Genomic DNA, 14,363 nt, shown 5'->3' on the forward strand with positions numbered 1-14,363 from the left:
TCATGGACGAATTCAGACTAGCGCCGCGGGGCCCGGAAGTGGTACGTATGACCCGGGTGGGTAATACGTATGACGGGGATCAATGCGGGGGCATCATGCGGGGTTATGTCGTTTTCCTGCGACGGCCGTACGCGGGGTGGTTGCTCGGCGCGACCCTCCTCGGCCGGCTCCCCAACGGGATGGGGATGCTCGCCGTCGTGCTGCACGTCCGAGCCGGCGACGGCGGCTACCCCCTCGCCGGGACGCTCGCCGCGATCCTCGGGCTGGCGACGGCCGCCGGGCAGCCGGTCCTCGGCCGCGCCATGGACCGGTTCGGGCAGCCCCGCGTCCTGCTCCCGGCCGCGTGCGCGTCCGCCGCGGGCTTCGGGCTCCTCGCCGCCGTCGGAGCGGGCCCGCTGCCCGCCGCCGTCACCGCGGTGATCGTCGCGGGGTTCGCCACGCCGCCGCTGGAGGCCGGGCTGCGCGCCCTCTGGCCGGACGTCCTGGACGGCCCCGACCAGGTTGACGCCGCGTACGCGCTGGACGCCGCCGCCCAGGAACTCCTCTTCACCGTCGGCCCGCTGCTCGTCGTCGCCGCGGCCGTCGTGAACACCGAGACCGCGCTGCTGCTGACCGGCGCGCTCGGCATCGCCGGGACGCTGATCGTCGCGCTGTCCGGGCCGTCCCGCCGCTGGACGGGCGAGCCGCGCGCGTCCGACTGGGCCGGGCCGCTGCGCTCGCCCGGCCTGCGGGTGCTGCTGCTGTCCCTGGCCTGCGCGGGGATCGCGCTCGGCGTGTACGCGGTCGCCGTCGTCGCCTACGCCGAACGGCACGGCAGCGACGTCGCGTCCGGGCTGCTGCTGGCGTGCATGGCGGGCGGCGCGCTCACCGGCGGGATCGTCTACGGCGCGCGGCGGTGGGCGGGCGAGCCGCACCGGCGGCTGCGGTGGCTGATGGCCGCGCTCGCCGCCTGGTACGTGCCGCTCGTCCTCGCGCCGGGGCTGGTGGCCATGTCGGTGCTCGCGTTCGCGTCCGGCGTCTTCCTGGCGCCGGTGCTGGCGTGCAGCTTCACGCTCGTCGACCGGCTCGCGCCGAGCGGGACCGTCACCGAGGCGTTCGCGTGGGTCGTCGCGGCGGTCGGCGCGGGCAGCTCGGCCGGCTCGTTCGCCGCCGGGCTCGGGCAGGACCTCGCGGGCGTTCCCGGCGCGTTCGCCGGAGCCGGCGCGGGCGGCGTACTCGCCCTGGCGTTCTGCCTGCTCGGCGGCCGGTTGCTCCGCCCGCACGCCGCCCCGGCCGTCCCCGCCAAGGCCCCCGCCTGACCAGCCCGCCCAGCCGGCGGATCAGACCCAGGAGCCGAACCAGATCCGCTCGTGCCAGTCGTCGTACGGGATCGTCTGGGCCGACAGGATCGGGTGGAAGTACGCGAAGTTCGCCAGCACCACCAGCAGGAACGCGCCCGCGGCCGCCGCGCCGACCAGCCGCCGCACCCCCGCGCCCGGCAGGGGCGGGCCCGCGGGCTCCACCGTGTGCGCGCCGCCCTCCCCGTAGTCGGGAAAGGTGGAAACGCCCTCGGACGTGTCGTCGTGATGCGCGCCCTTACCGGGACGGGCGGCGGCATGCGCACCCGCGAACGGGACGGGCGCGGGCCCCATCAGATACCCGAGCACGAGGACGACCGCCAGCACCATGAACGGGATCAGCGGCGTCGCGTAGAACAGGAACATGGTCCGCTCGGCGAACGCGGACGGGAACCAGGTCAGCCAGCCGGCGAGGAACCCGACCAGGATCGCCCCCGCCCGCCAGTCCCGCAGCATGACCCAGATGAACGCGACGGCGATCAGCGCCGCCAGCGCCCCCCACCACAGCGCGGGCGTGCCGATCCCGAGGATCTCGCGGGAGCAGCGCGCCGCACCCCCGCAGGCGCCCTTGGGCTCGGTGTAGAAGAACGCCACCGGCCGCCGCAGGACGGGCCAGTCCCACGGCCACGACTGGTACGGGTGCTTGTCGTCCAGCCCGGTGTGGAAGTCGAGGATCTGCTTGTGGTGGCGCCACAGGTCCGGCATCGCCTCGAACGGCCGCCACAGCAGATGGTCGGACGCCTGGCCGCGGTTCCATGCGCCCGGCTTGAAGATCCAGCCCCACCACGTCGCCAGGTAGGTCAGCAGCCCGACCACGACGAGCTGCACGAACGCCGGGGCGGCCTCCAGCAGCATCGTCCCGGTGAACGGCGCCCGGACCCCGGCCGCGCGGCGCGCCCCGTAGTCCCACAGGACGACCATCACCCCGAACGCGGCGACATAGAAAACGCCCGTCCACTTGGTGGCGCAGGCGAGGCCGAGACAGACCCCGGCGCCCCACCGCCAGCCGTGCGCGAGGAACGGCCCATAGAGGGACTTATGCCCTTGCTCGATCTTCTCGGCGAGGATGCGGCGGGAGCGGTCGCGGTCGTTCACCAGGCAGGCGAACCCGGCGAGGATCCAGAACATCACGAAGATGTCCAGCAGCGCGGCGCGGCTGGTCACGAACGCCAGGCCGTCCACGGCGAGCAGCAGCCCGGCGGCGCAGCCGAGCATCGTCGACCCCGTCATCTTCCGCGCGACCCGGCACAGGATCAGGACCGAAAGCGTCCCGGCGAGCGCGGGGACGAACCGCCAGCCGAACGGCGTCGCGCCGAACATCCACTCGCCGATCGCGATCATCCATTTGCCGAACGGCGGATGCGCGACGAACGAGGGGCCGTCCGTCCAGATGTTCGCGTCCGGATCGGCGATCAGGATCTTGTCGGCGTTCTTGACGGTGTTGTGCTCCCAGCCGAACTCCAGCAGGGCCAGCGCGTCCTTGGCGTAGTAGGTCTCGTCGAAGACCACCTGCTTCGGCGTCCCCAGCCCGTCGAAGCGCAGGTAGCCGGCGAACAGCGTCACCAGGAGCGGGCCCAGCCAGGACAGCAGCGGGTTGCCGGGGATCGCGGGCGCGAGCCACTCCCGCAGCGGGGGCGGCCTCCGCCGTGACCCGGTGGCCGGCGCGTGCACGAGATCCGTCATCGCCATCCCGTCATCGTACGGGCGGCCGGACCCCGCCCGTTTCGGGCGGAACGCGCGGCCGGGCGCGCGCCGCGGACACGGGTGGAAGACTGGGCACGTCATGGGGACGGGCGCGTGATGGGGACTGGTACGTGATGGGGACGGGGACTCTGGTGCTCGCGGCGGCGCCGATCGGGCGGCCGGAGGACGCGTCGGCGCGGCTGCGGGCGGCGCTCGCGGACGCGCCGGTGATCGCGGCCGAGGACACGCGGCGGCTGCGGCGGCTCGCGGGCGACCTCGGCGTGCGGCTCACCGCGCGGATCGTGTCCTACCACGACCAGAACGAGCAGGCGCGGGCCGGTGAGCTGCTGGCCGAGCTGCTGGCCGGGCGGGACGTCCTGGTGATCACCGACGCGGGCATGCCCGGCGTGTCGGATCCCGGGTACCGGCTCGTCCGCGCGGCCGTCGCCGAGGGCGTGCCGATCTCGGTGCTGCCCGGGCCGTCCGCCGTCACGACCGCGCTGGTGGCGTCCGGGCTGCCCACCGACCGGTTCTGCTTCGAGGGGTTCCCGCCGCGCAAGCCGGGCGAGCGGGCCCGGCGGCTGGACGCGCTCGCCGCCGAGCCCCGCACGATGGTGTTCTTCGAGTCCCCGCGCCGCCTCCCGGCGACCCTCGCCGCGATGGCCGGCGCGTTCGGCGCGGACCGTCCGGCCGCCGTCTGCCGGGAGCTGACCAAGACCTACGAGGAGATCCGCCGGGGCACGCTCGGCGAGCTGGCCGCGTGGGCCGAGGGCGGCGTGCTCGGCGAGATCACGCTGGTGGTCGGCGGGGCGCCCGAGCCGGCGGGGCTGTCGGACCCGGCGGACCTGGCCGCCGCCGTCGCCGCCCGCGAGGACGCCGGGACGCCCCGCAAGCAGGCCATCGTGGAGGTCGCCAAGGAGAACGGCGCCCCCAAGCGCGTGGTCTACGACGCCGTCGTCCAGGCCAGGAAGACGCTGTAACCAGGGGGCGCGACGCGGGGCGGCGGAATCAGGGCGGTCCGAACGGTTCTTTCGGGGAATGACCCGGGACGGTGGCGCGCGGCGGGGCGCACTATGGAGTTGGTGGCGTCGCCACGGATGCGGAGGTGAGTGCCGTGCGGGACGCATGGTCGAGCCACGAGTCCTGGGTCTTCGAGTGCTTGAACTGCGCGACGACCTGGAAAGAGGAGCTGGAGGCCCGCCACTACGGCGACGGGCACGGGAACGAGGCCGTCATCTACGAGCGCGGCGGCCAGCCCTGCACGACGCCCTGGGTGGACCGTTCCTGCCCGAAGTGCCAGAGCCAGAACGTGAAGGCGCTGTCCGCGATGAAGGGCGGGCACGGCGAGGTGCCGCAGGCACCAGGCGGCAGCGACGTGGCGATGGTGTTCCACCTTCGCCGCATGCACGCCTGGTAAGCGGACCTTGGTAGCGCGGGGCGCGCGCCTCAGGCCACGGGGGCCTTGGGTGCGTCCGGCGGTGCCGCCTTGTCCGGAACACGCTTGCTCTGGGCAAGGACGCGGAGGCGGCGCGTCCAGCCGGTGACCGTCGCGCGGGCCTCGGGCCTGAACGCCGCCCCGGCCGCGAGCGCCGCGAGGGGGATGGCGGGCAGCACGTACCGGTAGTCGAACTCCGCGGTCGCCGCCGGGGCCAGCAGCAGGCCGGTCGCGAGCGTCCACGGCAGCAGCGCCTCGCCGCCGAACCGCCGCCACAGCGGGACGAGCCCGGCCAGCCCGAGCAGCAGGATGCCGCCGATCATCGTCCCGCGCAGGTAGAAGACGTCCTGGTAGCCGCGGGCGGCCCCGGCGAACGGCTCGACGACCTGGGTGCGGGCCTCGCCGCGCTCGTAGGCCTTGGCCTCGGCGGAGGCGACCCCGCCGCCGGGCATGTGCCAATCGGGCAGCGGCCTGCTCGTCTTCTCGAACTCGTACTGCGAGTACGTCGCCGGGTCGGGGAACACCGTCCGTTCCCAGCGGAACACCCGGAAGAAGTCGTGCGCGACGACCTGGAGGTAGTCGACCGGCTGCGCGATGATCGCGCGCTTGGCGAAGTCGCTGCCGAGCGCGTTGTTCTCGGGGCTGAACCGTGTCCCGGGGTAGCGGTTCAGCGGGGACTCGGCGCTCCAGATGCCGAACTGGGAGGTCGCCAGCCGGTTCTGCGGCTCGGTGCACAGCGGGTACTGGCTGACCGGGAGGTCTTTCATCTGGTGGCAGTCGGCGAACTTGTAGACCCGCGCGTACAGGAAGATCCCGTTGCTCTCGGTGATCGCGAACTTGTCGCTGTCGGCCTTGTACCAGCCCATGTAGGCGAGCACGGGCAGCATGCAGGCGGCGAGCGTGGCCGCCATGACCTTCCAGCCGACGCGCCGGATCAGCATGTACACCAGGACGCCGAGCAGCACCGGCATCCCGACCGACCGGGTCAGCCAGGCCAGCCCGACGATCAGCCCGACCGCCGCGGCGATCTTCCAGGACGGCCGGTCCCGCCACAGCAGCAGCGTGACCGCGCTCATCACCAGGAACGTGAACATCGTGTCCGACAGGACGAGGTGCTCGAGCTGGAGCTGGTAGGCGTCCAGCAGCACGGGCGCGGCGGCGAGCGCGGCGCCCCAGCCGGGCAGCCGGAACCGCCGCCGCAGCAGCGCGTAGATCATCACGCCCATGGCGAGGCCCATGAGGTGCTGGACGGCGGCGACGAGCGCGAAGCTGTGGAACGGCTTCAGGATGAGCAGCAGGAACGCGTACCCGTCCGGGCGCAGCGGATGCGGGTAGGGGTCGGTCGCGACGTGCAGGTAGTCGAAGCTGTCGTTGAAGAACATCACCGGCTGGTAGCCGAGCATCGCGATCAGCCGGAGCAGCGCCGCTGTGGCAATGATCACACTGAAGGCGGGGTGCCGCCGGGCGAGCGCCCACAGGCCGCGGCCGCGCCGCCCGCGCCGGGAGCCGGCGGTCTCGTCCTCCGTGCCGCCCGCCTCACCAGGCGCGTCGCCGGCTTCCTGGGCGTCCTTCAGGCCCGTGCCCGGGCCGTCGCCCAGGTCTCCGGCGAGGGCCTCGTCCAGGTCCTCGTCCGGGACCGGGACGGTCGTCGTCCCGCCGGGCGTGTCGCCCGTGCCGGACACGCCCGGTCGGCCGTCCGCGTCCTCGGCGGCCCCCTCGGCCGTGGCCAGGGCCGTCCCGCCCGTTCCGGCCGCGGTGCCCCGCGGCGATTCGCCCGCCACTGCCGCACCTCCCCTTCGGTGTCCGGCCCCCTGTCCGGCGGCACTGCGTTGACCAGCGCGCGTCACAGGCGACCCCCTTCCGGGCCGCTGTGCCCGTATGCTTGACGTCCTAGCCTGCCGCCCGCGAACGCGGCGGTGATGTTTTTTGGGTTGCGATAGGGCAACACGATACGGGTGCTCTTGACGAGAGCGGCCATCAATACCCGTCTCCGGCAGGCATCATGAACCACTGGATTCATGAACGACGACGGGCCGCCGCGCAGAACAACTGAGATTAGTGGATCGTCCCGCCGGCGGTCATCAGGGGAAACGCCATCAGGGAAAACGTCACCAGGGGTAACGAAGGAGATCGCGTGGAACTCTCCGTAGTGATGCCGTGTCTGAACGAGGCCGAGACGGTCGAGACCTGCGTCCGCAAGACGATCGGGTTCTTCGAGGACAACGGCATCGACGGCGAGGTGGTCATCGCCGACAACGGCAGCACCGACGGCAGCCAGCAGCTCGCCAGGGACGCGGGGGCGCGTGTCGTGCCGGTCGTCGACAAGGGGTACGGCAACGCCCTGATGGGCGGGATCCGCGCCGCGCGCGGCCGGTACGTCGCGATGGGCGACGCCGACGACTCCTACGACTTCACCACCCTCGGCCCGTTCCTGGACGAGCTGCGCGACGGCGCCGACCTGGTCATGGGCAACCGGTTCAAGGGCGGTATCGCCGACGGCGCCATGCCGCCGCTGCACCGCTACCTCGGCAACCCGGTGCTCAGCTTCGTCGGCCGGCTGTTCTTCGGCAGCAAGATCGGCGACTTCCACTGCGGGCTGCGGGCCTTCGACAAGGACGCGATCCTGCGGCTCGGCCTGCAGACCGGCGGCATGGAGTTCGCCAGCGAGATGGTCGTCAAGGCCACGCTGCAGGGCTACGACATCCGCGAGGTGCCGACCACGCTGTCGCCCGACGGCCGGACCCGCGCCCCGCACCTGAACACCTGGCGTGACGGATGGCGTCATCTCCGCTTCCTCATGCTCTACAGCCCGCGCTGGCTGTTCCTTATCCCCGGTCTCGTCTTCATGACGCTCGGGCTGCTCGCCGGGATCGCGCTGTCGACCGGTCCGGTCACGGTCGGGGAGATCGCCTTCGACGTCGACACGCTCGTCGGCGCCGGCGCCGCGCTGGTGATCGGCTTCCAGGCGGTGCTGTTCGCGCTGCTCACGAAGGTCTACGCGATGCAGGAGGGATTCCTGCCGCACGACCAGCGGGTCCAGAAGATCATCGACTGGTGGAGCCTGGAACGCGGGCTGCTGCTCGGCGGGCTGCTCGCCGTCGCCGGTCTCGGCGGCCTCGTCGCCTCGCTGCTGCACTGGCGGGTCAACAGCTTCGGCGAGCTCGACCCGCGCGAGTCGCTGCGCATCGTCGTGCCCGCCGCCACCGCGCTCGTGATGAGCCTCCAGGCGATCTTCGCCTCGCTGTTCGTCAGCATCCTCGGCATCCGCCGCCGCCAGCACCCGCCGATCGTGGACGCGGCCGAGGAGGCCGCCGGAGTCGTGGACGCCGCCGCCCGCCGGGTCGCGAAGGACGAGTCCGCGAAGGACGACCCGGCGAAGGACGGGCCCGCGAAGGTCACCGCTGGGAAGAGCACCGCCGGGAAGTCCGGTGCCACGAAGGCGACCGGAAGCGACGAAGGCGACGAGAGCGGAGTGTCCAGGGCATAGCAGGGCATCCTGCGGAACGTGCCGGACAGACCGTCGCGAAGGCCGAGAACTCGCTGAACGTTCCCGGCCCTCGAACCGGTGCTCCGGCGGTGGTGTGACAGGCTTGACCGGCGATGGATCACCGTTCTCTGACAGCCCGGCGGTGGGGGGCCGTACGTCGATGAGCACGCCAACGCCGGCGGGCGCCGAGACCGCGTCGCCGGCCTCGACCGCGCCCCCGGTGCCGGGCCGGCCGATCGTCAGCGCGCGGCCGCCGGTCGCGCCGCCGGACCGGCGCCCCGCCCCGTCCCGGCCGAGCCGCCGCTGGGCCTGGCTGTTCGTGCTGGGCTGGGCCGCGCAGGTGGCCGTCCGGCTCGTGCTCGCCTCCGGGCAGACGGTGCCCGTCGCGACCCCGGACGAGTCGGGCTACCTGTTCGCCGCCCGCGTCCTGACCGGCGGCGCCGACGCCGACATGTCGTCCGGGACCGTCTACCGCGGCGGGTACCCGCTGCTGCTGACGCCCGCGTTCTGGTTCGGCGACGACCCGGTCGGCATCTACCGCGGCGCCCTGGTGATCAACGCGCTGATCAGCGCCGCCATGCTCCCGCTCGGCTACCTGCTGCTGCGCCGCCTGCGCGTCCGCAGGCGCTGGGCGTACGTGTTCGGGCACGTGATGGCGGTGCTCCCGGCCGTGCTGTTCTACGCCGAGTTCGCGCTGACCGACGCGATCCTGCCGGTGATGGTGGTCGGCTGGCTGCTGCTCGTCCACGCCTGGCTGAACGCGCCGCCGCCCACCGGCCGCCGCTCGTCCGTCCGGCTGACGCTCGCCGGGACGGGCGCGTCGCTGATCGTCGCGTACGCCTACACCTGCCACACGCGCGGCGCGGTGCTGCTGGCCGCGCATCTCGCGCTGGTCGCGGCGGCGCTGGTGTGCCGGTGGCGGTCCTGGCGCGCGACGGGCCTCGCCGCGCTCGCCGCCGCGGCGGCGACCGGTGCCGGGATGCTGCTGAACCGGTCACTGCTCCCGCACATGTACCCGACGGGCGACAACGACCTCGGCGGCAACGTCGTCCGGCGGCTCACGTCCGAGGACGGCTGGGGCTGGATGCTGTCGCTCGGCACCGGGCAGGTCTGGTACCAGGCCGCCGCGACCGGCGGGATGGCGGCGATCGGCCTCGTCGCGGTCGCGTACGTCGCCGTCCGGCCCGCGGGCACGCCGTCCGTGAAGGCGGCGATGCTGGGCGCGCCGGGACGGACGCGCGCCCTCGCCCTCGCCGTCATCGCGATCGTCGCGGGCATCGCGTTCGCCACCTCGGCGGCGCTCCCGGTCGAGTACCGCATCGGCAACTACGTCTACGGCCGCTACCTCGCCTCGATCACGCCGGTGCTGTTCGCCGTCGGCGTCGCGGTCCTGCTGCGCGCGTCGGCGCGGACGCTGCTGTGGGCGTCCGCCGCGGCGGCCACGCTGACGGTCGTCGCCGCCTGCGTCGTCCAGTGGTACGCGGGCGATCTGCTCACCCTTTACAAGCACACGCCCTACGACTTCCCGGAGACGTCGTTCCTGACGTGGGACTGGGAGTCGTTCCAGCTGTGGCACGCCACGGCCACCGGGCTCGCGCTCATGTGCGCGTCCGTGGCCGTCGCCCGGCTCCGGCGGAGCGGGCCGCTGCTGCTCGCGGGCGTGCTGGCCGCCGTCGCGATCGGCATGTCGGTGACGGCGACCGACCGGATCGCCCGGCCCCTCGTCCGCGACGAGACCGCGCACACCGACATCCGGCGGAGCATCGACCTGCGCCGGCAGCGGTCCATCGCCGTCGACTGGAACGTCCCGTGGACGATCCGCCTCTCGCACTACTACTGGGCCTGGTGGGCCGACGGCAGCGTCTTCGACGCCCGCTGGTACGCGCCGCCGCAGAACGTGGACATGGTCGTCCTGGCGTGGCCGAAGGACAAGCCGGCCGCCGCGTCCTGGCCGAAGGGCGCCCCGCCCGGCTGGCGGATCATCGACAGCCGCCGCACGATCCAGGGCGACTGGGTCGCCTGGGCGCGCTAGTCCGCCGCCTGATCCTGCTTCGGCTGCGGCGGCGGGTTCCAGAGCTGGAGGATCCCGTCGGACGAGCGCCACATGAGCCGCCAGCCCTGCGCCGGGTCCGGACGCCAGCCGCCGCCGATCTGCGACTCCATGCCCCGCCAGCGCGTGTACAGCATCGGCCCCTCGGTCGCGTTCCGCGGGACCTGCCCCAGGTAGTGCGGGAAGTCGCGGATCTCGCCGCGCCAGATCGGGTCGCCCCACACGTCCCGCGTGTAGAAGGTGAGGGTCTGCGCGAGCCGCCGGTCGGCGCAGATCAGCGTGATGTCGCGGTGCCCGGCCAGATAGCCGCGCAGCTCGCCCCACGCCTTGTCGCGCGGCAGGTCGGGGACGGACCGGACGGCGGCGACCGCGTACGTCCCGCCGAGCACCACCGCCAGCACCGGAACGACCAGCGTCCGCAGCCGTAGCCGGGACACGAGATCCGGCGGCAGCATCCGGAACATCAGGATCAGGGAGCCGAAGCCGCCCGCGAGCAGCGCGGGCAGCACCGCGAACCAGTACCGCTGGAGCCAGGCCCGCAGCGAGATGTCGTTCGGGTCGAGGACGCCGGAGAACAACGTCAGCGGGACGGCCAGGGAGAAGAACCACACCAGGACCAGCGCGAGCCGCCGGTCGTGGGTGACCGACCAGCCGAGGGTCGTCAGCACCAGGGCGGCGGTGAACACCAGCCCGAGCTCGTTCCAGTCGTGCATGGCGCGCAGGAACGAGCGGGCGGCGAGCTCGCGCGTCACGTAGTCGCGGGACTGGCCGCCGTGCGTCGCCGCGGAGATCAGCCCGGCGAGCGGGCTGCCCCAAACGATCTGGTTGTGGACGAGGTTGACCGCCAGGATCGCGAGCATCGGCGCGCCGACCGTGATGTTGCGGCGCCACGGGATCCGCAGCAGCGCCAGGTAGACCGGGATCGGGAGGAACAGGAACGCCAGGAACTCCCGGACGAGGAACGCCGACCCCATGAACACCCCGGCGGCGATCAGCATCCGGGTCTGGGCGCGTCCGGTCCGGCGGCTCGCGACGACGAGGCCCGCCAGCCCGATCGTGAACAGCCCGGCGCCGGGCATGTCCGGCAGCACCTGACCCGTCGACCAGGTGATCTCGTGGCCGAACGGGTTCGTCATCGTGAAGAACGGGTGGATCAGCAGCACCGCCGCCGACGCCACGCCCGCCACGTCCCCGAACAGCGACCTGACGACCAGGTACGTTCCAACGAAGAACGCGCAGCCGCCGAGCGCCGCGACGACGAAGAAGGCGGCCTGCCCGTCCCCGAGGATTTCCTGGACGAGTCGCGCCGGCAGCACCAGCCCGATCCGGGTGACCTGGTGCGGGACCTCGTCGAACGGCCACACGTTCAGCGGGATGTCGGGCCAGTCGCGGGCGGCGAGCCACACGTAGTACGGGTCGAAGTACAGCGGCGGCGTCATGATCACCCACTGCACCAGCACCGTCGCCGCCGCGACCAGCAGGGACAGCCACACCACCCGCCGCGTCCGCCGCACCCGCCCGGCCATGCGGGCCAGCCGATCTCGCTGTGGCCCGCCCGCTGCCGCCGCCTCCCCGGCCGCCTCGTCGATGGCCGGCTGCTCGGACGTGCTCTGGGCCATGCCTGGCTCCGCCTCCAAGGGCTTCGTGGGGATCGCGGGGGCTTCGCGGGGATAGTGCGGGCGCCGCCGGACCAGGCTACTCCTGTCGTGTGCCGGGGCGTCCCCGACGCGACTACCCTTGATTCCATGTCCTCGTCAAGCCGTCACATCTTGACCGCGCCCGCCTGGCCGTACGCCAACGGGCCCCGTCACATCGGGCACGTCTCCGGTTTCGCGCTGCCCGCCGACATGTTCAGCCGCTACCAGCGGATGGCGGGCAACCAGGTCCTGATGGTCAGCGGCACCGACGAGCACGGCACGCCGATCCAGGTGCAGGCCGACAAGGAGGGCGTGTCCGCCCGCGAGCTCGCCGACCGCTACAACGGCGTCATCGCGCAGGACCTGCACGGCCTCGGCATGACCTACGACCTGTTCACCCGGACCACGACGCTGAACCACTACGCCGTCGTCCAGGAGATCTTCAAGGGCCTGTACGACAACGGCTACATCTTCCCGCAGAAGACGATGGGCGCGATCTCGCCGTCCACCGGCCGGACGCTGCCCGACCGCTACATCGAGGGCACCTGCCCGATCTGCGGCTACGACGGCGCGCGCGGCGACCAGTGCGACAACTGCGGCAACCAGCTCGACCCCGTCGACCTGATCAACCCGGTGTCGCGGATCAACGGCGAGAAGCCGAAGTTCGTCGAGACCGAGCACTTCATGCTCGACCTGCCCGCGTTCACCGAGGTCCTCGGCCGGTACCTGCGCGGCAAGCAGAACGGCGCGCTCGCGTGGCGGCCGAACGTGCTGAAGTTCGCGCTGAACCTGCTGGACGACATGCAGCCGCGGGCGATCAGCCGCGACCTCGACTGGGGCGTCCCGATCCCGCTGGACGGCTGGCGCGACAACCCCGCCAAGAAGCTGTACGTGTGGTTCGACGCGGTCGTCGGCTACTTCTCGGCGTCGGTGGAGTGGGCGCGGCGGTCCGGCGACCCGGAGGCCTGGCGCGCCTGGTGGCAAGACCCCGAGGCCCTGTCCTACTACTTCATGGGCAAGGACAACATCGTCTTCCACGCCGAGATCTGGCCCGCGATGCTGCTCGGCTACAGCGGGCAGGGCGACAAGGGCGGCACGCCCGGGCCGCTCGGCGCGCTGAACGTCCCGACCGAGGTCGTGTCGTCGGAGTTCCTGACGATGGAGGGCAAGAAGTTCTCCTCGTCCCGCCAGGTCGTCATCTACGTCCAGGACTTCCTCGCCCGCTACGACGTCGACGCGCTGCGCTACTACGTCGCCGTCGCCGGGCCCGAGAACCAGGACACCGACTTCACGTGGGCGGAGTTCGTCCGCCGCAACAACGACGAGCTGGTCGCCGCGTGGGGCAACCTCGTCAACCGGTCGGTGAACATGGCGGCGAAGAACTTCGGCGCGATCCCCGAGGCGGGCGAGCTCACCGACGCCGACCGGGCACTGATGGAGCGCAGCCGGAGCGCGTTCGCGGCCGTGGGCGCGGAGCTCGAGCGGTCCCGGTTCAAGAACTCGATCACCGAGGCGCTGGACGTCGTCCGCGACGCCAACAAGTACCTGTCCGACCAGGCGCCGTGGAAGCTGAAGGACGACCCGGCCCGCGTCAAGTCGATCCTGCACACCGCGCTGCAGGTCGTCGACGACGCGAAGACACTGCTGACGCCGTTCCTGCCGCGCTCGTCGCAGAAGGTCTACGAGATGCTCGGCGGCGAGGGCGAGTGGAGCGGCATGCCGGAGCTGCGGACCGTCTCGGAGGACGGCGGCCCCGACTACACGATCCTGACCGGCGACTACGCGACCGAGGCGCGCTGGGAGTCGAGGCCGATCAAGCCGGGCGTCCCGCTGACGAAGCCGGTCCCGCTGTTCACCAAGCTCGACACGTCCGTGGTGGACGAGGAGCTCGCCAGGCTGGAGAACCGTTGAGCCGCGAGGGGGACGGGCAGAGCTCGCGCTCGTTCGCGCCGCTTCCCGATCGCCTCCCGGTGGACGTGTTCGACAGCCACTGCCATCTCGACATCGTCGACACCCCAGTGCAGGAGCAGCTGAGGTCGGCGAAGGCGGCGGGCGTGACCCGGATCGTCACCATCGGCTGCGACCTGCCGTCGTCGCGGTTCGCCGCGGACGCCGCCGCCGAGTTCGACGACGTGTACGCGGCGGTCGCGATCCACCCGAACGAGACGACGGGGATCTCCGACGCCGTCCTGGAAGACGTGGCGCGGCTGGCCGCGCACCGCAAGGTCCGCGCGATCGGCGAGACGGGCCTCGACTACTACCGCGACTGGGCGCCCAAGGAAGATCAGCACCGCTCGTTCCGCGGCCACATCGAGATCGCCAAGCGCACCGGCAAGGCCCTCGTCGTCCACGACCGTGACGCGCACGACGACGTCCTGCGCGTCCTGGACGAGGAGGGCGCGCCCGGCACGGTCGTCTTCCACTGCTATTCGGGCGACGCGCGGATGGCGGAGATCTGCGCCGAGCGCGGTTACCTGATGAGCTTCGCGGGCAACGTCACGTTCAAGAACGCCGAGCCGCTGCGCGAGGCGCTGAAGGTGGCGCCGCTCGACCTGCTGCTCGTGGAGACCGACGCGCCGTTCCTGACGCCGATCCCGCACCGTGGCAAGCCGAACGCCTCGTACCTGATCCCGCACACCGTCCGCGCCATGGCGGAGTACAAGGGCGTGGACCTGGCGGAACTGTGCACGGCCATCGCGGCCAACGGCGAACGCGCCTTCGGCCCCTGGTAAGC

The 14,363-nt window shown here is 72.3% G+C and carries 10 protein-coding genes; 7 read left to right on the plus strand and 3 right to left on the minus strand.

Translation table 11 applies throughout. From position 1 onward, the window contains the following. Positions 1–95 precede the first annotated feature (95 nt). Complete coding sequence (locus ACH34S_RS29900; RefSeq protein ID WP_395956168.1) at positions 96–1,298, plus strand: MFS transporter; 1,203 nt, start codon at positions 96–98, stop codon at positions 1,296–1,298. A gap of 21 nt (positions 1,299–1,319) precedes the next feature. Here ACH34S_RS29900 and ACH34S_RS29905 read toward each other — a convergent pair whose 3' ends face one another. Next, positions 1,320–3,026, minus strand: coding sequence for a dolichyl-phosphate-mannose--protein mannosyltransferase (locus ACH34S_RS29905; RefSeq protein WP_395956169.1), 1,707 nt, complete (start codon positions 3,024–3,026; stop codon positions 1,320–1,322). Positions 3,027–3,154: 128 nt separating this feature from the next. Between ACH34S_RS29905 and rsmI the strand changes: the two genes are divergently transcribed. Next, positions 3,155–4,000, plus strand: a complete 846-nt coding sequence (gene rsmI / locus ACH34S_RS29910) for a 16S rRNA (cytidine(1402)-2'-O)-methyltransferase (RefSeq protein ID WP_395956170.1) — start codon at positions 3,155–3,157, stop codon at positions 3,998–4,000. Positions 4,001–4,125: 125 nt separating this feature from the next. Next, on the plus strand, positions 4,126–4,437 hold the full coding sequence (locus ACH34S_RS29915) for a hypothetical protein (RefSeq protein ID WP_395956171.1): 312 nt from the start codon (positions 4,126–4,128) through the stop codon (positions 4,435–4,437). Between the two features lie 29 nt (positions 4,438–4,466). Here ACH34S_RS29915 and ACH34S_RS29920 read toward each other — a convergent pair whose 3' ends face one another. After that, complete coding sequence (locus ACH34S_RS29920; RefSeq protein ID WP_395956172.1) at positions 4,467–6,236, minus strand: hypothetical protein; 1,770 nt, start codon at positions 6,234–6,236, stop codon at positions 4,467–4,469. Positions 6,237–6,589: 353 nt separating this feature from the next. Between ACH34S_RS29920 and ACH34S_RS29925 the strand changes: the two genes are divergently transcribed. Both ACH34S_RS29925 and ACH34S_RS29930 read left to right on the plus strand, forming a co-directional pair. After that, the gene (locus ACH34S_RS29925; RefSeq protein ID WP_395956173.1) at positions 6,590–7,942 is read left to right on the plus strand and encodes a glycosyltransferase; all 1,353 of its coding nucleotides are present in this window, start codon (positions 6,590–6,592) and stop codon (positions 7,940–7,942) included. Between the two features lie 160 nt (positions 7,943–8,102). Next, the gene (locus ACH34S_RS29930) at positions 8,103–9,974 is read left to right on the plus strand and encodes a hypothetical protein (RefSeq protein WP_395956174.1); all 1,872 of its coding nucleotides are present in this window, start codon (positions 8,103–8,105) and stop codon (positions 9,972–9,974) included. Here ACH34S_RS29930 and ACH34S_RS29935 read toward each other — a convergent pair. Next, positions 9,971–11,611, minus strand: coding sequence for a glycosyltransferase family 39 protein (locus ACH34S_RS29935; RefSeq protein WP_395956175.1), 1,641 nt, complete (start codon positions 11,609–11,611; stop codon positions 9,971–9,973). The genes ACH34S_RS29930 and ACH34S_RS29935 overlap by 4 nt on opposite strands. A gap of 126 nt (positions 11,612–11,737) precedes the next feature. Here ACH34S_RS29935 and metG point away from each other — a divergent pair, with 126 nt between their 5' ends. Together metG and ACH34S_RS29945 are read left to right on the plus strand one after the other, a co-directional pair. Continuing rightward, entirely contained in the window at positions 11,738–13,540 is a 1,803-nt protein-coding gene (gene metG / locus ACH34S_RS29940) for a methionine--tRNA ligase (RefSeq protein WP_395956176.1), read from the plus strand. Beyond that, the gene (locus ACH34S_RS29945) at positions 13,537–14,361 is read left to right on the plus strand and encodes a TatD family hydrolase (protein ID WP_395956177.1); all 825 of its coding nucleotides are present in this window, start codon (positions 13,537–13,539) and stop codon (positions 14,359–14,361) included. Before metG ends, ACH34S_RS29945 begins: the two co-directional genes overlap by 4 nt. The last annotated feature ends 2 nt before the right edge of the window (positions 14,362–14,363 follow it).

It is taken from the genome of Actinomadura sp. 3N508, assembly GCF_044326375.1.
Taxonomy (GTDB): Bacteria; Actinomycetota; Actinomycetes; order Streptosporangiales; family Streptosporangiaceae; genus Spirillospora.

Coding starts and splice junctions, on each gene's coding strand:
- ACH34S_RS29900 (WP_395956168.1), top strand. CDS start 96: ATGCGGGGTTATGTCGTTTTCCTGCGACGGCCGTACGCGGGGTGGTTG.
- ACH34S_RS29905 (WP_395956169.1), bottom strand. CDS start 3,026: ATGGCGATGACGGATCTCGTGCACGCGCCGGCCACCGGGTCACGGCGG.
- rsmI (WP_395956170.1), top strand. CDS start 3,155: ATGGGGACGGGGACTCTGGTGCTCGCGGCGGCGCCGATCGGGCGGCCG.
- ACH34S_RS29930 (WP_395956174.1), top strand. CDS start 8,103: ATGAGCACGCCAACGCCGGCGGGCGCCGAGACCGCGTCGCCGGCCTCG.
- ACH34S_RS29935 (WP_395956175.1), bottom strand. CDS start 11,611: ATGGCCCAGAGCACGTCCGAGCAGCCGGCCATCGACGAGGCGGCCGGG.
- metG (WP_395956176.1), top strand. CDS start 11,738: ATGTCCTCGTCAAGCCGTCACATCTTGACCGCGCCCGCCTGGCCGTAC.